Origin of the sequence: Enterobacter sp. K16B (assembly GCF_020216105.1) — a bacterium.
In the GTDB taxonomy this organism is placed as follows: Bacteria; Pseudomonadota; Gammaproteobacteria; order Enterobacterales; family Enterobacteriaceae; genus Enterobacter; species Enterobacter sichuanensis.
In genome coordinates this window covers 45,308-65,624 of sequence record NZ_JAIWJZ010000050.1, presented here as the reverse complement: position 1 = coordinate 65,624, position 20,317 = coordinate 45,308, and the positions used below count along the sequence as shown (strand labels likewise).

The 20,317-nt window shown below is 52.7% G+C and carries 15 protein-coding genes, 1 tRNA gene and 4 pseudogenes; 6 read left to right on the top strand and 14 right to left on the bottom strand.

Going from position 1 to position 20,317, the window contains the following annotated elements; translation table 11 throughout:
• Positions 1 to 119 precede the first annotated feature (119 nt).
• From LDK53_RS11600 to LDK53_RS11580, 5 genes and pseudogenes are all read left to right on the top strand, one after another.
• Positions 120 to 1,889 (top strand): annotated as a pseudogene (locus LDK53_RS11600) (ABC transporter permease).
• Positions 1,882 to 2,952, top strand: a complete 1,071-nt coding sequence (locus tag LDK53_RS11595; RefSeq protein WP_088244355.1) for an ABC transporter ATP-binding protein — start codon at positions 1,882 to 1,884, stop codon at positions 2,950 to 2,952. Before LDK53_RS11600 ends, LDK53_RS11595 begins: the two are co-directional and overlap by 8 nt.
• 356 nt (positions 2,953 to 3,308) lie before the next feature.
• Positions 3,309 to 4,121 carry a LecA/PA-IL family lectin gene (locus LDK53_RS11590; protein ID WP_225287250.1) on the top strand — a complete coding sequence of 271 codons (813 nt, stop codon included), beginning with the start codon at positions 3,309 to 3,311 and terminating at the stop codon, positions 4,119 to 4,121.
• Positions 4,122 to 4,810: 689 nt separating this feature from the next.
• Positions 4,811 to 5,137 (top strand): NIPSNAP family protein, encoded by a 327-nt coding sequence (locus tag LDK53_RS11585; RefSeq protein ID WP_047959854.1) that lies wholly within the window; start codon positions 4,811 to 4,813, stop codon positions 5,135 to 5,137.
• Positions 5,125 to 5,397: pseudogene (locus LDK53_RS11580) on the top strand (DUF4225 domain-containing protein); the annotation flags it as partial. The gene LDK53_RS11585 and the pseudogene LDK53_RS11580, both read left to right, overlap by 13 nt.
• Here the strand turns inward: LDK53_RS11580 and LDK53_RS11575 are convergent.
• The 11 genes and pseudogenes from LDK53_RS11575 to actS form a co-directional block, all read right to left on the bottom strand.
• Positions 5,394 to 5,708, bottom strand: coding sequence for a hypothetical protein (locus LDK53_RS11575; protein WP_208283652.1), 315 nt, complete (start codon positions 5,706 to 5,708; stop codon positions 5,394 to 5,396). The pseudogene LDK53_RS11580 and the gene LDK53_RS11575 overlap by 4 nt on opposite strands.
• Positions 5,709 to 6,006: 298 nt before the next feature.
• A pseudogene (locus LDK53_RS11570) lies at positions 6,007 to 6,171 on the bottom strand (recombinase family protein); the annotation flags it as partial.
• A 116-nt stretch (positions 6,172 to 6,287) separates the two neighbouring features.
• Positions 6,288 to 6,716 carry a hypothetical protein gene (locus tag LDK53_RS11565; RefSeq protein WP_225287249.1) on the bottom strand — a complete coding sequence of 143 codons (429 nt, stop codon included), beginning with the start codon at positions 6,714 to 6,716 and terminating at the stop codon, positions 6,288 to 6,290.
• Positions 6,716 to 7,341: pseudogene (locus LDK53_RS11560) on the bottom strand (hypothetical protein). The gene LDK53_RS11565 and the pseudogene LDK53_RS11560 overlap by 1 nt, the downstream one beginning before the upstream one ends.
• A 944-nt stretch (positions 7,342 to 8,285) precedes the next feature.
• The gene (locus tag LDK53_RS11555) at positions 8,286 to 9,275 is read right to left on the bottom strand and encodes a hypothetical protein (protein WP_225287248.1); all 990 of its coding nucleotides are present in this window, start codon (positions 9,273 to 9,275) and stop codon (positions 8,286 to 8,288) included.
• Positions 9,276 to 9,339: 64 nt separating this feature from the next.
• Complete coding sequence (locus LDK53_RS11550; RefSeq protein ID WP_225287247.1) at positions 9,340 to 9,831, bottom strand: hypothetical protein; 492 nt, start codon at positions 9,829 to 9,831, stop codon at positions 9,340 to 9,342.
• A gap of 312 nt (positions 9,832 to 10,143) precedes the next feature.
• Complete coding sequence (locus tag LDK53_RS11540) at positions 10,144 to 10,845, bottom strand: Rha family transcriptional regulator (RefSeq protein ID WP_060682233.1); 702 nt, start codon at positions 10,843 to 10,845, stop codon at positions 10,144 to 10,146.
• 983 nt (positions 10,846 to 11,828) lie between these two features.
• A complete protein-coding gene (locus tag LDK53_RS11535) occupies positions 11,829 to 12,488 on the bottom strand; it encodes a DUF4145 domain-containing protein (RefSeq protein ID WP_225287246.1) in 660 nt (219 codons plus the stop codon).
• A complete protein-coding gene (locus LDK53_RS11530; RefSeq protein WP_225287245.1) occupies positions 12,481 to 14,088 on the bottom strand; it encodes a site-specific integrase in 1,608 nt (535 codons plus the stop codon). Before LDK53_RS11530 ends, LDK53_RS11535 begins: the two co-directional genes overlap by 8 nt.
• Before the next feature lie 134 nt (positions 14,089 to 14,222).
• A tRNA-Gly gene (locus LDK53_RS11525) sits at positions 14,223 to 14,296 on the bottom strand.
• 80 nt (positions 14,297 to 14,376) lie between these two features.
• Positions 14,377 to 15,120 (bottom strand): amidase activator ActS, encoded by a 744-nt coding sequence (gene actS, locus LDK53_RS11520; RefSeq protein WP_375166458.1) that lies wholly within the window; start codon positions 15,118 to 15,120, stop codon positions 14,377 to 14,379.
• A gap of 164 nt (positions 15,121 to 15,284) precedes the next feature.
• Between actS and idi the strand changes: the two genes are divergently transcribed.
• Positions 15,285 to 15,827 carry an isopentenyl-diphosphate Delta-isomerase gene (gene idi / locus LDK53_RS11515; protein WP_045285847.1) on the top strand — a complete coding sequence of 181 codons (543 nt, stop codon included), beginning with the start codon at positions 15,285 to 15,287 and terminating at the stop codon, positions 15,825 to 15,827.
• 39 nt (positions 15,828 to 15,866) lie between these two features.
• Here the strand turns inward: idi and lysS are convergent, their stop codons facing one another.
• From lysS to recJ, 3 genes are all read right to left on the bottom strand, one after another.
• Positions 15,867 to 17,384, bottom strand: coding sequence for a lysine--tRNA ligase (gene lysS / locus LDK53_RS11510; RefSeq protein WP_021242046.1), 1,518 nt, complete (start codon positions 17,382 to 17,384; stop codon positions 15,867 to 15,869).
• 9 nt (positions 17,385 to 17,393) lie between these two features.
• A protein-coding gene (gene prfB, locus LDK53_RS11505) for a peptide chain release factor 2 (protein ID WP_095908218.1) occupies positions 17,394 to 18,492 on the bottom strand; the annotation gives its coding sequence in 2 pieces (ribosomal slippage) (positions 17,394 to 18,416 and positions 18,418 to 18,492; 1,098 coding nt in all).
• Positions 18,493 to 18,582: 90 nt separating this feature from the next.
• Positions 18,583 to 20,316 (bottom strand): single-stranded-DNA-specific exonuclease RecJ, encoded by a 1,734-nt coding sequence (recJ, locus tag LDK53_RS11500; RefSeq protein WP_045285848.1) that lies wholly within the window; start codon positions 20,314 to 20,316, stop codon positions 18,583 to 18,585.
• Between the last annotated feature and the right edge of the window lies 1 nt (position 20,317).

The window sequence follows — 20,317 nt, the reverse complement described above, 5'->3', positions numbered from 1 at the left end:
AGTACATCAAAGAGTGGCGTACCGCCGCCGGCAAATAAGCGTCTGAGCGCGGCGCAAGCCGCCGCGCTCCCTTATCGACCTGAGTTCGTTTTTCTGGGCTGCAATACCAGGGATACCCCATGAATACATTACGCAGAAAGTGGCAAAGCCTGCCGCGCGGCATCGTCGTGCTGATAACCGCTCTGGTTATCTATACGCCGCTGTCGTTTATCGTGATACAGAGCTTCCTGTCCGCCCCCTTCTTTTCGCCGTCAAAAGAGTGGAGCTTTGAATCATTTGATTTTATTTTCACTGACCCTGATTTTTATAAAGCCCTGAAGAGTGGCTTTATTCTGGCCTTCGGGCTGGTGTTTATCTCTATCCCGCTGGGCGGCGTGCTGGCCTTTTTGATGGTGCGTACCGACCTGCCCGGTCGCCGGTTGATTGAGCCGCTGATCCTGGTCCCGATTTTCGTTTCACCGATGGTTCTGGGCTTTGGCTACGTGGTGGCCGCCGGTCCGGTGGGCTTTCTCTCTCAATGGGCTGAGGCGCTGATTGGCTTTGTGCCGTGGAACATCTACGACATGTCGAGCATTGTGGTCATTGCCGGCCTGACGCACGTCCCGCACGCCTATCTGTATATCTCGTCAGCGCTGCGCAGCGTGGGCTCCGATGTGGAAGAGGCCGCGCGCACCGCGGGCGCGTCGCCCTGGCAGGTAATGACCTCCGTCAGCCTGCCGATGGTGCGCCCGTCAGTGCTGTACGCCACCGTGCTGATGTTCTTCCTCGGGCTGGAAGTGTTCGGCCTGATGCTGGTCCTCGGCGACCCGGAAGGCAATATGGTGCTGGCGACCTATCTCTACAAGCTGACGAACAAGATGGGTACCCCCTCCTATAACCTGATGGCAGCGGTTGCCGTGGTGCTGATCTGTATCACCATCCCGCTGGTGATGCTCCAGCGACGCCTGATGCGCACCGCCAACCGCTTCGTCACCATGAAGGGCAAGGCCTCGCAGGCCCGCGCGCTCCCGCTGGGTAAATGGCGCTGGGTAGCCGGCGCGGTGATTGCCTTCTGGCTTACCGTGACCATCGGCGTTCCGCTGCTCGGCGTGGTATTGCGCGCGTTTATCTCCAACTGGGGCGTGGGCGTTTCGCTGTGGGATGAGCTTTCGCTGAACACCTTCCGCACCATCTGGGCGCAGCCCAACCTGCTGCGCGCCATTATCAACTCCATGGCGATCGGGGTGATTGGCGGTGCGCTGGCGGTAGTCTGCTATCTGTTTGTCGGTATTGCGATGCACCGTAAGCCAGACAACACCACGCGTTTCCTCGATTACAGCGTGCTGGTACCGCGCGCGGTGCCCGGCCTGCTGGCGGGCCTGGCCTTCCTGTGGGTGTTCCTGTTCCTGCCGGTGTGACTCGATAACTCCCTGAAATCAGGCTGGCTTTCCGGTTTTGCCTGGACTGACTGGATGCGCGAAAACGTCATCGTCTGGCTGCGTTCCCTTCGCAGCACCATTTTCAGCGTCTGGCTGGCCTATACCGTGGTGTGGATGGCCTACGGGCTGAGGCTCATCTCTTCCACGCTGCTGCAGGTGGGGCCGGAGCTTGAAGAGGCGGCGCGCAGCACCGGGGCGACGCGCGGGCAGATCACCCGCCACGTCACCATCCCGCTCTCCCGTTACGGTCTTATCGGTTCGTGGCTGCTGATGTTCCTGATCTTTGAACGCGAATACTCAACGGGTGTGTACCTGCTTTCACCCGGCACGGAGACCATCGGCTCGATGCTGGTTTCCCTCTGGGCCGCAGGCGCCATTGATATCGTGGCGGCGCTCTCTTTCATTAACATCCTGCTTGTCGTGGTAGGTCTGGGCATTGCCCTTCGTTTCGGAGTGAAAATACATGATTGAATTAGCGGTTGACGATCTGCACTTAACCTACGGCGACAATCCTGTTTTAAAAGGTGTCTCCATGAACCTGAAGCGCGGCGAAGTGGTCTCTCTGCTGGGCCCTTCCGGCAGCGGCAAAACCACCCTGCTGCGTGCCGTCGCGGGTCTGGAAAAGCCGACCCAGGGCTCGATTGTGATTGGTAAAAATAAAGTTTACGACGGCACGCCGCGCAGTGAGGTCCCGGCGGAAGAGCGTAACCTGGGGCTGGTGTTCCAGTCCTACGCCCTGTGGCCGCACAAAACCGTGTTTGAGAACGTTGCCTATCCGCTCAAGCTCCGCAAAGTTCCGGCCAAAGAGATCCAGCAGCGCGTGCAGGACGTGCTGGACCAGCTGGGTCTGGGCCATCTTGGCAAACGTCACCCGCACCAGCTCTCCGGTGGGCAGCAGCAGCGCGTGGCGATTGGCCGGGCGCTGGTCTACAACCCGCCGGTGATTTTGCTGGACGAGCCGCTTTCCAACCTCGACGCCAAGCTGCGCGAAGAGGCCCGCGTGTTCCTGCGCGAGCTGATTATCAAGCTCGGGCTATCGGCGCTGATGGTGACGCACGACCAGAATGAAGCGATGTCCATTTCCGATCGCATCCTTCTGCTGAACAACGGAAAGATCGAACAGCAAGGCACACCACAGGAGATGTACGGCTCGCCGAAAACCCTGTTTACCGCCGAATTTATGGGCAGCAACAATCGCCTGCACGGTAAGGTCACTGAAGTGCGCGACGGCAGAGCGCGCATCGAGGGCAAAGGCTGGGTGTTGTGGGGCCAGGCCGGTGAAGGGGTGCAGAGCGGTGATGACGCCACGGCGGTGATCCGTGTCGAGCGCGTCGCGGTGGTCGAGGGGCCTGGGGAAAACCAGCTTGAGCTGCCGCTGCTCACCAGCATGTATCTCGGCGACCGCTGGGAGTACCTGTTCCGTACGGCGGGGGATGACTTTGTGATCCGCGCGTACGGGCATGAGGTGCGGGATCCGCAGCACTGCCATCTTTCGTTGCCGGAGAGGCATGTGTGGGTGTTTCCTAAAAACTAATAAAAAGGCTGCGTAATGCAGCCTTATTTATGTGCAGAAACAGGAATGGAAAAACAAAAGGGCAGCTTTCTTTTTCACTTCCTAAGTTCAGATTATTCTTAATATCATGAAAAATAGCTTTTACTTTTTAATGAATTATAAAAATGCAACCCGACATAAATGATTCAGACTTTTGAAATAAAGATCCCCCCTGACTATTCTCATTCGAGCCGATAAGAAGCAGAAAGTGAATACGATAATATCGTGAACTATTCACTTACATTATCAGGCAAATAACCGAAGAGTTTTAAATTCACTCTTTTGTATGGATATTTGAAAAGGTGTATTGATGCACCACGATGTCACAGGAGTCAGACATGAGCGAAAATTTAATCTGGTCAGGAAAAGTTGACGCTAAAAATGCCGAAGGAACAAACACAGGGATATTCCTCAAAGCGGGAGAGATAATTACCATTCTGGCCAGTGGTTGGGCCCGGAATGGGATTGAAACGTTTGCACTGACCGCGCCTCAGGGACGCATTCCCAGAGAGGGTGAAACGCTGACGGTACGTAATCCTTCGCTTCAGGCACGGATCGGTAAGGATGCCTGGCCAGTTGGCAACCATAAATATCGCTGGTCAGTTCCAGCTGAAGGCACTCTGACGCTGATTTTTGCCGACGGTAAAGACCAGTACAAAGATAACTCGGGTGAATTCAGCGTTGAAGTTTATCGCGAGGCGGATATTTCGGCCTCGACGGCAGCACCGTTTGAAGATTTAACCAACTTCGAACGTGATAACTGGAATAGCTGGCAGGCGGGACCGGCCGGGCACGATCTTTACCTGGTTGATGCCAGCACCCGCGCCGTCGAGTTCATTACCAATGCCAACAAAAACCATGCCGGCGTGCTCCTTAAAAAGACGCTGGCAGGTCTTACTGCCGGGCATGAATATACCTGGACGGTGAAGGCTGCGCGCATTATTGGAAAATATGAAGCGCCAAAAATTTCTCTCCGTGCTGACGGCAAAGATATTTCCGCACCGTTAGAACTGAAGCAAGTGAATGAATGGATAACCCTGAGTGGTAAATTCAAAGCCACAGGCAGTAAAGCTGAACTCGAGGTAGTCAGCCATGTTGCAGCCAGTATGGGGAATGATTTCCGCATCAAGGAACTAAAAATTAAGGGTTAATCTCCTGAAATATCAGTTTTCTGTTCAGCGAGATGCTGGAGAGCCGTAAAAAATTGTGTAGCGCATATGATGAGATATGCGCTACACCAACAGGCAATAAACACACACGGCATTACTCTTTGTTATGTTGTCTACCTTCTCAGGATCGCCAGCGCGTTGAAACAAGACACGTCTCGATTAACGCCATCCGTAAGCAAGACGCTTACCGAATCCTGGTCAGGGTACCTGAGCGGAAGTAACATACTTCATGCCTAATAAACACCAATGGGGGATTCCTGGTTGCGAACCTGCGTTTGAAAAAGCGTATTCCTTTAATAAAAAGAGCATGGTGCCTGAAAAAGCACACCATGAAAGAGTCACTACCTGCAATTGAGCAAAGCACTTCCCTGTTTAATTAAAAGGCAACGCAATAGTACTGTCGCGCTATCAATAAACGATACAAGACCTGTCTGGTTAATTTACGGAACACTGAATCGCCGCGGATAAACGTGACTCTTTTGAACCGTGACTGGACCGAACCTGCCCCATACTAAAAACGCGGCATAGCGCTTTACTACGTGTTTGAGTCACATATTGCTGCTTTGCTTACGGAAAGCCCTTTGATTAATTGTGGTCTCGCGGAACAATTCCGTTTACTTTAATCTCTATTAACAAGGAACTGCCGAGTGGCAACCAACGGAGATGATACTTTGAGAACGGTTGAGATACTGCAATACACACTGCACAAAGGCACCGGAGCAGCTTTTCACGCCATCATGCAGGAAATCAGTGTACCCCTTCACCAACGCCACAAGATCGATGTTGTTGCGTTTGGTAACTCGCTGCATGACCCGGATTGCTACTACCTTATCCGCGCCTTTGATAGTGCTGAAAGCATGGCTACGGTTCTTGAAACTTTTTACGCAAGTGCTGACTGGCGTAACGGTCCACGTGAAGACATTATTCGTAGCATCGAAACCAGCATTAAAACAGTGATGAATCTGCCATCAGAAAGCGTGGAAGGGCTGAGGGGGTAATGGAAGCCGCACAATTTTTGGGGTTTAGCTCAAAAAATGGGTTAGCTTTTTATAATGCGGTGACACTGGGGGCGAGTGTCTATAGCATCTTCGGCTTAGCAAGGAAACCTGGCGCCTGGCAATTATTTCGTTGGTTGCCGCGTGATTACTACCGGAAAGTTGACACAATGAGCAAGCCCAGGCTAACGATGAAAATCGCTGGATATGGTGTCAAAGCGAAAGTGATTTTTGAGTTTCTGCAACTGATAACAGTTGATTAAGATTTATTCACCCTGCAGAATCGCCAGGATTTATAAGCAAGCACAGGCGGTTGTATAAAAATTGCAACCGCTGCTCCACAAGAAAGGCCAATAGCACCAGAGAAAACACTCTGCTCAGATGCGAATATCAACAGAAAAATGAATACAGCAAGGCAACCTGATACAACCCACACGGCGAGAATAAAACGCCTGGCCAAGTCCCTGATGGCATTTCCCAACGTTCCACCATAGCTTTCTACGTTGTTTTTTATCTTCTTCAAATCCGATGGAGAAAACCCTGAACGTAACAAAGCCTCATCAGTCACTTTCATATCGTCTTGTCCCTGATCCCTCAGAAGTGTTTTCTCAATCGTTGATTGTGCAAGCAATCATAATGATGAACCTTACAGCAATCCAGCCGAAACTTTTCGGCAAACTCTATCTCCCCTTTCTTATCTTCTGGATGGTGCTAAGGCATTGCGTCGATTTAAAGTTAACGCCCCATGATGTGACGTTTATGCTATTTATCAGATTCCAGACAATAGCAGCCGTAAAGCCCCATCAGTGGTACACACAGCAAGCGGAGCGTAGCGTAGCGCTGGCAGAGCCGGAGCTGTAGCTACCGGGGCATATTTCAGAAAACGCTTTACGCTGAATTGCTTGAACTTTCCCGCTAACAATATCGGCAAGCCAAAAGTCAAACGTCCAACCAGCTTGCTCAAGCTCCAACCTCTGGTTCTCCGTATCTTGCTGAGTGGTAGAGACACGCCCGTAGCCGAAAATGGAGTTCGACATACTGGCGCTTCCCTGCGTCTTACTTTTTGTAGTAGCCCATGTCCGGCCTGATTTTAGTATTGGGATTAATCTCAGACTATCAATCATGCCGGGTCGGTTCAACCAATAGCGGACATTCAGTTATTCAGTTCCTTTGTTAGTTCTGCTTCACTAGTAGCAGCATCATAGCGCAGGTAAAAGAGATCACTATTCATCTGTTCAGGCTTCGTCCATATCTCCGCCTCCCTCGATCCGCCTCTCTGTCTGGTATAGCCCAACTTAGTCAAATAAGCCCTCAACAGCTCAACACCAGATACCCCCCTAAAAATGATCGTGTTTGAGGGGGCGTATCCATCGCCGGGGTGCGATTCAAAGTAATAATCGTTCGATATACGCGGAGCCTTTTCAATATCTTTATCAGTCAGGGAGTGATAATTGAAAAAATCATTTTCAGTGTATGTGGTCGCTTCATTGATACCGGATGCAATAAAATAGACAAATAACCAGCAAAGGATAACAACCGTAATTAATACCAAGACGCTCCATTTAAATAATTTACGAATCATCACTTCACCTTTGTGTAACCAAGTGACATTCCATTGTCTGTAATAACTTTGACAATACCAGAGGTAAAATCATCCCACGGCCTCAGCCATGTCATAAAATGCGGCAGGTTCACCGTATACGGCTGGTGACGCACACACGGATCGTCCGGGTCAGGGAACAGAATCGGACGGGTTTAAGGCGGTAGCCGTACCGTCCCGGCATAATAGCTCGATGGAATCCGAACAGATCAGAAACCAAGTCTTCACCACTAAAGCCACTATCAGTGTACCAAGAGAAAGCTCGCAGGCTTTGCAAGCCTTCAAATCGAGCTGCTGTATTCATCATCATCGCCAGCATGATTCTGTTAATATCCTCGGTACTCCGGCCACGTTTAATCTCCCAGCGGGAGAACTTGCCTACGCCGAATTGTGAATTGAATTTCACAAAGTGCATATCCTGCCGATACATCACTATGTAGGAAGGCTTACCGCTACGCTCCCCCGCGATAAACTGGCTTTTAAGCTCCATGATATCACTACCCCGAGCATGCCCCATGTCAACCCAGCCAAGCACCTCAGTATAAATGATCCCCCTGCGCAAAACGTCAAACTGCGCCCCATCCTTTATCTCCGCTCTGGTGCTCATCCTTCCATCTCCTTGAAAGATCTATGTTGCCAATGTAATAGCCTATTTTTAAGCCAGTCCAGACGGTAGGAAAAGCAAGCCTAATGCCCGATTGGTGATACAACATCAAGCGGAACGCAGCGACATCATCAGGGTTATGTCAGACAGCGGGGTTTATCAGGGCGCTCGTGTATCGCTAAGGAACCGTGAGCCAGACGGAGACAGAGCCTGCATATCGCTCGCAGGTACGAAAAAACTGTTTATTCCCTGCAACGTCATATCGACGGGTGGCATAAGGGAGCATCGGGCAAAATATGCCTCGCTGTAAGTTTCAGGGAATCATGCCGGATGTGCGGCTTTCAGTTCATGATGGGCTATCGCGGTATGACCAGTGGAACGACCGCCAGCGCTTTACTAAACTCCCTGTTCACCGTTCAACAAATCGCGACAACTTTCAGGGTAAATAGCAGTACTTTGGTCACATCACCTTAGAGATAAATCATTGATTTATAAGGCTTTTAATGGACTGGAGCGGGCGAAGGGAGCCGAGGACAACCAGCTAACCTCTTGTTTCTTAAAGACTGATGAATCCAGTGGTTACAGTGATGGTTACACATCGAGAGGCTGACGGTCAAGACTTGAAGCACGTAACATTCCCACAAAAGGAATAGAACACAGTCACTGACTGCCCGGCCCTTTGGTCTGACTGAGGGTCGGGCTACGGGGGTAAATCATCAGGCTTATTATATTAGATGGTCTCTCACATTTTTCAGTCAAAACCCATCAGTATCAGTCTTTGGGCCAGACCATCAGCACGACTACCAAAGCCAGCTTCAGCAGGAAGACCACGAGATAGGCTTTGTGTAGGTCCATTTGGCCCTCCCTTCTGTATTCATGAACTAGATTACTAGTACAAAATAAAGGCCAGACATCCAGTTCGGAAGTCTGACCAATAGTCGTTATTGTTAGTTGGCTTCTTTAGTGAAGCTCAGGCGTTTGACTACAGGCAGGACGGCAGTAGCGCTACCAGTCCCCATCTTAATAGTTGTAGCAGCTTCAGCGACCACGAAGACCTTACCGAGGATTTCAAGGTCATTGGACTGGCTGTCGCCATCACGTGAAAGGACCACAGTAATGTTCTCACCATCGTGACGGAAGCAACCGAAGCTCAGAGCCGTGAGCCGCTTAGCCATCATGAAGACGCCACGGTCTTCACCGTTGTAATAGGCGATGTCTGTCCCCAGCATATCGACGATAGCGTCTTCACCGCCGAAGCCCTGCTTAGCAGCCAGACGGGACAGAGCCTTGAGGTGTGACTCATGGGCAATGATGCCATAGTCAGTAACCTCAGAACCGAAAGAGGACTCGGTGTTCTCATACAGCGCGTCCATGATAGTGTCTGCCTTAGCGGTCAGGCTACCTGTCAGGACCGGAAGCTCGACGGTCTTCAGCAGCTTAGAGGACTCCAGAACGTCAACCATTTTAGAGTTAATGGTACGGACCACGTTATCGCAGATGTTCAGAGCGTCCTGCTGGAGCGTCCCCTGAGTGAAACCAGTAGAGGACTTCTGGTCCCATAACTTGGTCTGGTGGGACACGAGGATAGCTTGCTCAATCGGCTCGACGGTGATTTCAGTACCAGACGGAGCGGTCACGACTTCAGGTCGCTTGCCACCACGGACAGGGACCAGCACAGAGCGGTCAGCCAGAGTGTGAGCAATGATTGGAGTCGGTAAGCTGTTACGGGTCGGCAGGACTTCTACCGGGAACGGGATGTTATCCTGAGCGTCTTTAAGCACTGAATTGAGCATGGTCTTCACCAGCTTAGCTAACTGGAAGGCATAGACCTGCGGGTCTGCGTTGGTCGGCAGACCTTCGTTAATCTGAAGGTTGTCGGTGTCGGTGATACGAACAGGCTCAATGCCGAACTGTAAAGCGTCTTTAGTCAGAGTCATGATAATCAATCTCCTTGAGTCAGATATTTGAAGTCCCTAACGGTAAGTCAGGGACCGTGTGTTCTTAGATGGAATCCATCCAGTTAGCGCCACTATCGAGGTCAGCCATAATTGAAGCCTTGGAACGACCAGCAGAATGGGTAGCGCTGCGGAGGTTCTCACCATAGGTCCGGCGTTCAGTTTTGACCTGTTCGCGGCGCTGTAGCTCTTTCTGCCATTCGGCCTCGGTCATGAACATTTCGCGGGTACGCTCTTTCTGAGACGCCAGCTCTTTAGTGATACGCTCAGCCTCGATACGTTTATTCATCTGGCGGCGTTGGTAGGCAGTCATCAGGTCATTACTGAAGAAGTTTCCAATGGCCACGCCAGCTTCAGCCAGAGCTTCCAGTAACTCCATAGACTCACGGCTGGTAGACGGCAGGCCTGACAGGTAGCCCGGAATGAGGGTCTTGATAGCGAGCGACAGCGGATAGGACTGACCGTCCAAACTCACAGTGTTCTCGTAAAGATTGATGTCGGTGTCTAACAGTTTCCAGTCGTTGTTGTTGAATAACATGTTCATTTCTCCTCTTGAGGTTGAGACTATCGGTCGACCACAGGCATGTTTAGTCCTGCGGCGTCTCCCCGCATCGGTCATCTCAAAAGGTTTAAATTAGGTATTGAGTAGGTGAGCTACTAACGGTTAGGCGCTAGCTTGCTAGCTGACGGCAGTTTCATAGCGACCAGTTGCGCTATTAGCTCGTCTCGTGATTGGTGCTGGCGGGTCTCATCTTCCGTGTCTAGACCAAGCTCCTTCAGGATGACTTCAGTCCGGTAGCCACGGTAACGGAGAGTCATGCGGCCCTCAGGTGTGCGCGGGTCAATCATCTTAGAGTCCCTCCAGCTTGCCGGATTGGGCCTGCTTCAGGAGATGCTCTTGCTTCTGCTGGTCGGTGCCAGTGAAGGCAATAAGGATGCCTCGCAGTTTATCGACTATCGCAGGCTTACCGAAGACCTCCAATCCCTTAGCGTTGAAGCGAAAGTTATAACCACCTGCTGAGAACTTCTGGTCTGACGGCTTAATGATACGGAAGCAGTCGGAATACTTTGGATTTACAGACCACTCGTTACTGATTGGATTCTTACGAAAGAGACCACGATGCTGAAGAAGTGCGGTCATTAGCTTCTGAGCGGGTAGACCATAGGTTTTGCAGTAGTCACCCCAAGTCACGCCTCGACGGTTAGCAGACTGAATGGCTGCTCGCTTCTTCTGGTCTTCCAGTTGAAGGACTCGACGCTCTAACGTCTGAATATGGTCGTAACACTTGGCGCGGAGGTGAACGGAATAGCCAGCGACCAGAATAAAAGTATGCTTACGGTCGAGACGGTACATTACCCGGCTCTCGCCTTTAGCGTCCTTGTATACTTCCTCGCCAACCAGCTCAGTTTTGAGCGCGTTAAGCTCCTCAGCCATATTGCGAATATCGCGCAGGACATTTCGGTGCTCCTTGCCTGTCAGCTCCGCAATTTCAACTGAGGTCATGGACACAAGCTGGTCGAGGTTAATGATGCTGATTTCTTGTTGGGACATTTACGTGTACTCCTTTTGTTTGCACCCTGAAGTCGCACCCCACTGACCTACTCAAGCCCCCACGTAAAGGGAGACCAGCAGGCAACAGGACGCAAACAGAATGACTTGAGGTAATTGTGATGTGGTCTGCGATGACCAGTAGTGATAAAGGTGCAAGACAGCATGTCCGACGTCCAGATGGTGAGCGGCGATAGACCCAAGTCATAATGAAGACACGAGAACGCTAACGGGCTGGGAGTCGGACAGGCTGTCTTGCTAGCCTTGGTATGGAGAAAGACTTAATGTCGGGAGAGCTTCCGCATAACTTGACGCATCAAGACCAGAGGCGGAATGTATGGTCCCTATAGTGATAGCTAAGGGTCCATTCCCTATAGTGAGGGTATAAGATTTGCTACCTGATAAGGCCATAATCTGACCTCCAGTTAGACCCGAAGTATGGAGACCACATCATAGCGACCATAGTTTACTTCGGGCTGACAGGACTGGAGGCTGGACTTAAAGTTCTCTTTATTGGAATTGTGATAACACAATCCATAACAAGATAAACTCATGGTCTCCTCCAGCCTGCTGGTCAGGACTCAAAGTCCAACCTCAGACACCACTACTGGTCTAACCTCTTTGAGTTTCCGCCTGTCCACAATGGATGGCAGACCTCAGCAATGAGTCGTAGCTTGCTCGCTACTGTGTCTTGGTTCTTCACAATCTCGCACACCGATAGTCTCATAGACGGAAGTTCCGCTGAGGTCTGATGTTCTCCGCCTGTCAAAGGAGAGAGATAGCTACGTTAAAAGAGAATGGTCTCAGGCCAAGGTGATTTAACACTAGGCGTCTGCGGATGGTTTCCAATCGGTCCGCTACCGGAAGCCTGAGACTTAATGAATGTGTGTGTGGCTAGCGTGCTAGCGATGGTCGTGACTGCTATTAAGGTGGGGACTTAGGGTCTCTCCCTATAGTGATAGTTTAGTCCCCCCTATAGTGAGGGTTTATTCGTTAGCGGCTTTCTGTCCTTCCCTCGCCTTCCTGTCCCGGTCTTCAATGCCCTTAAGCTGTCCTTCAGGCATACTGTTAAACATGGCCTCAACTTCTTTCGGTCTAGTAATCTGCTCAGTCACAATAATATTCAGCAGCTTAAAGAGACCATGCGCTAACTGAGGGTCATCATCAAGGTTAATCTGTCCGGGATGGACCGCCTGATTGCCAACGATACGGCAGATATCAGCAGCTCGCTGGACCAGTGGAGACAGCCCTTTAGCTACAAGGGACTTAATGTCCGTGTCGATATGCTTCCCCGGTTCCCCGAGGTGGACCATCAGCTTTTGAAGACTCAAGCGCAGGAGTGCAGCAGCGCCCTTAGGAGACAGATTAATGATGCTTCTGGCTTCCATGTAGTCGGACTTGCAGTCTTCTGGCATGTCAGGATTAGGCAGTTCAACGTTACCAGCAGCAGGAACCATCATTGACCCTTTGTACCAATAGGCTATCTCTTCACAGTGCAGACAACGTGACAGGCGGAAGTCTGTTTGCATGCTCGTCGAATTACTAGCTAGCCCATACATTGACCGCCAATGCTGCTTCGCGTAAACATTACAATAAGGACAGTTAAACGCCTCTGCTTCAAACACCGCCGGATAATACTCAGCCATTTACTTCCGTCTCCTTATAAATACCCGCCATCACATTAACCAATCTGTCTACCTCGACCTCTTTAGCGTAACGGTCGTAAGTTATAGACCCTGAGCTATGACCCATAATCGCCTGAGCATACGCTAACTCGACCCCATGTTGTTTTAACTGGGTCGCAACTGTATGTCTAAACGAGTGAAACGCTAAGCCGCTACGGTCAGCGAGGACTTTAGGTAGTAACGTTCGGTTAAACCATTTGCTCACCTGCTCACCGTAGCCGTTCTTCATCAGCTTGAGGCCATCGAATACCATAGCATCATCACCCGCAGTCTTTCTACGGTCTTCCACAAGCGACATAAAGTCAGCCAGTACAAAACCATAAGCGCCATCGACCAGCGGGACACAGCGGTCGCTATGAGCGTTCTTAATACTTTTACCCGGTAGGCTGCTATCGTCTTCGTTGATATGGATATACACGGTCCCGGCCTCAGTGACCCTGACGTCTTTGACCTGAAGCTGGGCCACCTCGTTAAGTCTTGCTCCAGTGATTGCAGCCAGAGCGGTGACGTAATAATGATATGGCTTACCTGAGGTCTTCTGAGAGTACGCTTTAGCGGCGACCAGTAGTTGCCCCACCTGCTCAGGACTGAACGCATCACGAGCGTCGGAGGCTTTACGCTGCGGGACTTTCAGCTCAAGACCTTCTGTCAGATTTTTAGCTATCAGGTCGTTGCGTACCGCCCACTTAAAGACAGCAGCCATCTTGATAAGATATTTATTGTTGATGGTTACGACATCCAGACAGTCAGTCTTAGACTCTCGGTTCAGCAGGTCAGACAGCGGTATGTCCTTAAAGCGTTGCTTGCGGTTCTTCGGTAGTTGCTGGAGGACTTCACGGACCCTGAGCATATCTGAACGGGTCGCCTTGCCGACATCCTGAATATCCAGATAGTCGAATATCTCGATTAGCGTAGAGTGCGACGCTCGGTTCTCGCTTAGGGTCGCTGGCTTCCAGTTCTGGGCGTTCTCCTGCTCGTACTGCTCAATGAGAGACGCGAGGGTCAGAGCTTTATGTTTAGGGACTTCAGGTTCTGCCAATACAGATAGGGAGACGGACGGTCTTAGACTGCCAGTCTCAGGCTCAAGGTAAGACAACAGGCCAGAGCTATCACCCTTGAGTCTATCCTGACAGGCTTTAAGTACACCGATAACGTCATTGATATATCGATGCTGGTCTACAGTCAGACGCTCAGTCGCTACAGCTTCCCGAAGGTTGGACTTAATGTCGTCGTACTGGTCAACGTAAAGCTGGTAGGACTCTGGGTCGTTCAGGTCATCGCGGCTGACACTAAGTTCCCACTCGACAATGGTCTTCAGGTGCTCCCGTAGCTCCTCATAAGAGGCGTTAGGGTTATCTGCGTGGATTGCTTTAAGTGCTGACTTGATGTGCCGTGAGTGAGCCATAGCGGTACGTCTGTCCTTGGTCCGTAGTGATACTGACGCTAGTTTATAACGGTTGTGAGAAGGAAGCGAAGCGGTCAGGCGACCAGTGGTCTTCATCCTAAGACGGATGTAAAAGACACCGTTACGCTGATAAAGGTAGGTTCTTGAGTTGAGCATGTACTGAGACCTTAGGTCTGCTCACTACGTCAACAAAGTTAGTCACAGTGTTGGTTACAGTGAGTAAAACTATCGGAAGGCTTTAAGCCATGTCCCTTAGGATTCAGTAAGTTAGTAGACTTTAAGAATGGTCATGGAGCGGGCGAAGGGAATCGAACCCTCGTATAGAGCTTGGGAAGCTCTCGTTCTACCATTGAACTACGCCCGCTTTGAGGTGCGTAAGGCATTATAGACCTTACGCTTCTTCATACAAGCCTCTTCACCACTAACCGGCGATAAAATAATCACTTAGCACTTCGGTTTGCTGCCGGGCGCAGGAAGATAACGCTGCGGATCGATGGCCGTCGCCTTATAGCGGATCTGGAAATGCAGCTTCACCGTGTCCGTGCCTGTGCTGCCCATCGTGGCGATCTTCTGCCCTGCCTTCACGTTCTGTCCGTTGTTGACCAGCATCGTGTCGTTGTGCGCATAGGCCGTGATGTAGTCTTCGCCGTGCTTAATCATGATCAGGTTACCGTAGCCGCGCAGCTGGTTACCGACGTAAACCACCTTCCCGGCACCGGAGGCATAAACCGGCGTACCGCGTGCGGCAGCGATATCAATACCTTTGTTACCACCTTCAGAAAGAGAGTACGGCAGCACCACTTTACCGCTGGCCGGCCAGATCCAGCAGCGTTGACCGACCGGCGGCCAGGAAGACTGCGGCACCGCGTAAGACGGCGTCACTTTCGCGGTTTTGCCCTTCGAGGAGGATTTTTTGCCTGCGGACGAACCGCCGGAAACCTTCAGCTTCTGCCCCACCTCGATAGTGTAAGGCGGAGAGAGATTATTGAGCCGTGCCAGATCCTTCACGCTGGTCCCGGTCGCACGCGAAATGCGATACAGCGTATCCCCGCGCTTAACGGTATAGACCGAACCGGTATAGCTGCCCATATCCGATGATTTGCTTCCTGAACAGCCTGCCAGTAATAGCGTCAGCGTCAGACAAAAAATGGCGGTGATGGGTTTTCTCATCAGGCTTCCTGCAAACAAAACAGATCCTCGGTCAGCGTGAATGGCGCCCTATAATACCAGCCTGAAGAGTGAAGGGTCAGCCCTTTTCCGCTCCTGGAGACAAACCGTTCGTATAAGAATGCCGTATAATGCTGCTCTGCTGATGGTGCAGAACCATCCGCATCGTTGGCACTGGAGCAGGAATGAGTATTCAAGAACACGTTATTTTGGTAAACGACCAGGGAAAGGTGATTGGCACTCAGGAAAAGTACGCCGCGCACACGACCCACACCCCTCTGCATCTGGCGTTCTCCTCGTGGTTGTTTAACGACAACGGTGAATGTCTGGTAACCCGGCGCGCGTTAAGCAAAAAAGCCTGGCCGGGCGTCTGGACGAACTCCGTCTGCGGGCATCCGCAATCGGGTGAAGAGACGCAAGAGGCCATTATCCGACGCTGCCGCTATGAGATCGGCGCTGAAATTACCGATATTACCCCCGTGGCGTCCGAGTTTCGTTACCGCGAAACCGATCCTTCCGGGATCGTTGAAAACGAGATTTGCCCGGTATTCGCAGCACGCATCACCAGCGAGCTGCGGATTAATCACGATGAAGTGATGGCGTTCGAATGGGTTACGCTGGAGTCGTTATTCCACGCCCTCGATGCCGCGCCCTGGAGCTTTAGCCCGTGGATGGTGCTGGAAGCGACGGCCGCGCGAGACGCCCTCAGAGCGTTCGCCGCGCAATAAAAAAGCCCCTTTCGGGGCTTTTTTTTACGTCGTTTCGACTTATTTCACCGGACGCATCGCCGGGAACAGGATCACGTCACGGATGGTGTGGCTGTTGGTAAACAGCATCACCATGCGGTCGATACCAATTCCCAGACCTGCCGTTGGTGGCAGACCGTGCTCCAGCGCGGTCACGTAGTCTTCGTCGAAGAACATCGCTTCGTCGTCGCCTGCCGCTTTCGCATCAACCTGGTCCTGGAAACGCTGAGCCTGATCTTCCGCATCGTTCAGCTCGCTAAAGCCGTTGCCGATTTCACGGCCGCCGATGAAGAATTCAAAGCGGTCAGTGATCTCCGGGTTCTGGTCATTACGACGCGCCAGCGGAGAAACTTCAGCCGGGTACTCGGTGATGAAGGTCGGCTGAATCAGGTGCGCTTCGGCCACTTCTTCGAAGATCTCAGTCACGATACGGCCCAGACCCCAGCTCTTCTCAACCTTGATACCGATGCTTTCGGCGATCGCTTTCGCAGAATCGAAGTTATCCAGATCCGCCATGTTGGTTTCCGGACGGTATTTCTTGATCGCTTCGCGCATGGTCAGTTTTTCGAACGGCTTGCCGAAGTCGAAGACTTCTTCACCGTAAGGGACCTGGGTGGTGCCCAGAATATCCTGTGCCAGCGTACGGAACAGGGATTCGGTGAGCTCGATCAGGTCTTTATAATCCGCATACGCCATATAGAGTTCCATCATAGTGAACTCTGGGTTATGACGAACGGATATACCTTCGTTACGGAAGTTACGGTTGATTTCAAACACGCGATCGAAACCACCGACCACCAGACGCTTCAGGTACAGTTCCGGCGCGATACGCAGGTACATGTCCAGATCCAGGGCGTTGTGATGGGTGATGAACGGACGCGCAGACGCGCCGCCTGGGATCACCTGCATCATCGGGGTTTCCACTTCCATAAAGTCGCGGTTAACCATGAACTGGCGAATACCGGCCATGATCTGGGAGCGAATTTTGAAGGTCTTGCGGGATTCATCGTTAGAGATGAGATCCAGGTAGCGCTGACGATAGCGCGCTTCCTGATCCTGCAGGCCGTGGAATTTGTCCGGCAGCGGGCGCAGGGCTTTGGTCAGCAGACGCAGCTCGGTGCAGTGGATAGACAGTTCACCGGTCTTGGTTTTGAACAGTTTACCTTTCGCGCCCAGGATATCGCCCAGGTCCCACTTCTTGAACTGCTCGTTGTAGATGCCTTCCGGCAGATCGTCACGGGACACGTACAGCTGAATGCGGCCACCGACGTCCTGCAGAGTCACGAAGGAGGCTTTACCCATGATACGGCGGGTCATCATGCGGCCTGCAACGGCCACTTCAACGTTCAGCGCTTCCAGCTCTTCGTTCTCTTTCGCGTCGAAGTCAGCGTGCAGTTGGTCTGAGGTATGGTCACGACGAAAATCGTTCGGGAACGGCACGCCCTGCTCACGCAGCGCTGCCAGCTTCTCGCGGCGGGTTTTCAGTTCGTTGTTAAGATCGACTACCGCGTCAGCGCCCTGTGCTTGTTGTTCAGACATGTTGGTTCCTCATAACCCTGCTTTCAAACTTGCTTCGATAAATTGGTCCAGGCTGCCGTCCAGCACCGCCTGCGTGTTGCGGGTTTCAACCCCGGTACGCAGGTCTTTGATGCGGGAGTCATCAAGGACGTAAGAACGGATCTGGCTGCCCCAGCCGATGTCAGACTTGTTATCTTCCATCGCCTGTTTCTCAGCATTTTTCTTCTGCATCTCCAGCTCATAAAGCTTCGCTTTCATCTGCTTCATGGCCTGGTCTTTGTTCTTATGCTGGGAACGGTCGTTCTGGCATTGCGTGACCAGCCCGGTTGGAATGTGGGTAATACGTACCGCAGATTCCGTACGGTTAACGTGCTGTCCGCCCGCGCCGGATGCGCGGTAAACGTCGATACGCAGGTCCGCCGGGTTGATTTCGATGTCGATGTCTTCATCCACTTCCGGGTAAACAAACGCGGAACTGAAGGAGGTATGACGACGGCCACCGGAGTCGAACGGGCTCTTACGCACCAGACGGTGTACGCCGGTTTCGGTACGCAGCCAGCCGTATGCGTAGTCGCCAATGATCTTGATGGTGACGGACTTAATACCAGCCACTTCACCTTCAGACTCTTCGATAATTTCGGTTTTGAAACCGCGCGCTTCAGCCCAGCGCAGATACATACGCATCAGCATGCTGGCCCAGTCCTGCGCTTCGGTACCGCCAGAACCTGCCTGAATATCGAGATAGCAGTCAGCGCTGTCGTACTCACCGGAGAACATACGACGGAATTCAAGCTGCGCCAGCTTCTCTTCCAGCACGTCGAGTTCTGCTACGGCTTCGTTAAAGGTTTCTTCGTCGTCGGCTTCTACAGCCAGCTCCAGCAAACCGGAAACATCTTCCAGCCCCTGAGCCATTTGATCCAGCGTATCTACGATAGCTTCGAGAGAGGAACGCTCTTTACCCAGCGCCTGTGCGCGTTCAGGTTCGTTCCAGACGTCCGGCTGTTCCAGCTCGGCGTTTACTTCTTCAAGACGCTCTTTCTTGGCATCGTAGTCAAAGATACCCCCTAAGAACGTCAGAGCGCTCCGTGAGGTCCTGAATACGGTTTTTTACCGGATTAATTTCAAACATGGTCTGTTTTCTTTTATGGACTAGTCAAAATGCGGTGATAAGAGCGGGATTGTACCGAATCCACGCCCTTTTTTATAGAGATTACTGCCGCTAAATTGGCCAGATATTGTCGATGATGATCTGAAGGGAGCGGTTACCGCGAAACTCGTTGATATCCAGTTTGTACGCCAGTTCAACCTCGCGCACGCCGTTATCCGGCCATATCGACGTGTCCACGTTGAAGGCAATGCCGTCCAGCAGCGGCCCGCCGCCGACCGGCTCAACCATCACTTTCAGATGACGCTCGCCGACGATACGCTGCTGCAGCAGACGGAAACGGCCGTCGAACAACGGTTCCGGGAACATCTGCCCCCAGGGACCCGCATCGCGGAGCATTTGCGCCACCTCCATCGTCATCTCCAGCGGTGAGAGCTCGCCATCGGACACCACTTCTCCCTGCAACAGGGCCGGGTCAATCCAGTCGGTGACCAGCTCACCAAACAGACGCTGAAACTCGTCGAACTTCGCCTCTTCAAGGGACAGCCCCGCCGCCATCGCATGGCCGCCGAACTTGATCATCAGACCCGGGTAGAGCGTATCGAGCCGCTCCAGCGCGTCGCGCATGTGCAGACCCTGAATCGAGCGGCCGGAGCCTTTCAGCGTGCCGTCGCCCGCAGGGGCAAAGGCAATCACCGGCCGGTGGAAACGCTCTTTAATGCGTGACGCCAGAATGCCGACCACGCCCTGATGCCACTCGGGATGATACATCGCCAGGCCGCCCGGCAACGTATCGCCGCTGCGCTCGAGCTTTTCACACAGGGTCAGCGCTTCGGCCTGCATCCCCTGCTCAATCTCTTTACGGGTCTGGTTCAGGGCGTCCAGCTCGTTGGCCAGCACGCGCGCTTCACCGATGTTGTCGCACAACAGCAGCGCGACCCCGACGGACATATCGTCCAGCCTTCCGGCGGCGTTCAGGCGCGGCCCGAGGGCAAAGCCGAGATCGCTGGCCGCCAGCTTGAGCGGGTCGCGGTTGGCAATCTCCAGCAGCGCCTTGATCCCAGGACGGCACTTGCCTGCCCGGATGCGGCTTAAGCCCTGCCAGGTCAGGATACGGTTATTGGTATCGAGCGGAACCACGTCCGCGACGGTACCCAGCGCCACCAGGTCGAGGTATTCAGCCAGGTTCGGTACGGCAATCCCGCGGGATTCAAACCAGCCTTTATCACGCAGCAGCGTGCGCAGCGCCAGCATCAGATAAAACGCCACGCCTACGCCCGCGAGAGATTTAGAGGGAAATTCACAGTCGCGCAGGTTTGGGTTAACGATCGCTTCCGCCGCAGGCAGCGTTTCGCCCGGCAGGTGGTGATCGGTGACCAGCACCGGGATCCCCAGCTGATGGGCATGATCGACCCCCGCATGAGAGGAGATGCCGTTATCCACGGTCATGATCATCTGCGCACCGCGGGCGTGGGCCTGATCGACCACTTCCGGGCTGAGGCCGTAACCGTCTTCAAAACGGTTCGGCACCAGATAGGTGACGTTATCGCAGCCCAGCGCGCGCAGGCTGAGTACGCTCAGCGCGGTGCTGGTTGCGCCGTCGGCATCGAAATCCCCTACCACCACAATACGCGTGCCTTCGCGCAGCGCGTCGTAGAGCATCTCGGTCGCTTTTTCGATACCGTTCAGTTGCTGCCAGGGCAGCATCCCTTTCACGCTGCGTTCAAGATCCTCAGCGCGGCGCACGCCGCGGCTGGCATAGAGGCGCTTCAGCAGCGGTGAGAGATCGTCTGGCAAATCAACCGGTTCAACCGCCTCGCGGCGGCGCAATTTTATGGGGGCTTTCACG

Bases quoted from the DNA above. Each gene is read 5' to 3' on its own strand.
- LDK53_RS11595 (WP_088244355.1), top strand. From the start codon at position 1,882: ATGATTGAATTAGCGGTTGACGATCTGCACTTAACCTACGGCGACAAT.
- LDK53_RS11590 (WP_225287250.1), top strand. From the start codon at position 3,309: ATGAGCGAAAATTTAATCTGGTCAGGAAAAGTTGACGCTAAAAATGCC.
- LDK53_RS11575 (WP_208283652.1), bottom strand. From the start codon at position 5,708: ATGAAAGTGACTGATGAGGCTTTGTTACGTTCAGGGTTTTCTCCATCG.
- LDK53_RS11565 (WP_225287249.1), bottom strand. From the start codon at position 6,716: ATGATTCGTAAATTATTTAAATGGAGCGTCTTGGTATTAATTACGGTT.
- LDK53_RS11555 (WP_225287248.1), bottom strand. From the start codon at position 9,275: ATGACTCTGACTAAAGACGCTTTACAGTTCGGCATTGAGCCTGTTCGT.
- LDK53_RS11550 (WP_225287247.1), bottom strand. From the start codon at position 9,831: ATGTTATTCAACAACAACGACTGGAAACTGTTAGACACCGACATCAAT.
- LDK53_RS11540 (WP_060682233.1), bottom strand. From the start codon at position 10,845: ATGTCCCAACAAGAAATCAGCATCATTAACCTCGACCAGCTTGTGTCC.
- LDK53_RS11535 (WP_225287246.1), bottom strand. From the start codon at position 12,488: ATGGCTGAGTATTATCCGGCGGTGTTTGAAGCAGAGGCGTTTAACTGT.
- LDK53_RS11530 (WP_225287245.1), bottom strand. From the start codon at position 14,088: ATGCTCAACTCAAGAACCTACCTTTATCAGCGTAACGGTGTCTTTTAC.
- idi (WP_045285847.1), top strand. From the start codon at position 15,285: ATGAGTATTCAAGAACACGTTATTTTGGTAAACGACCAGGGAAAGGTG.
- lysS (WP_021242046.1), bottom strand. From the start codon at position 17,384: ATGTCTGAACAACAAGCACAGGGCGCTGACGCGGTAGTCGATCTTAAC.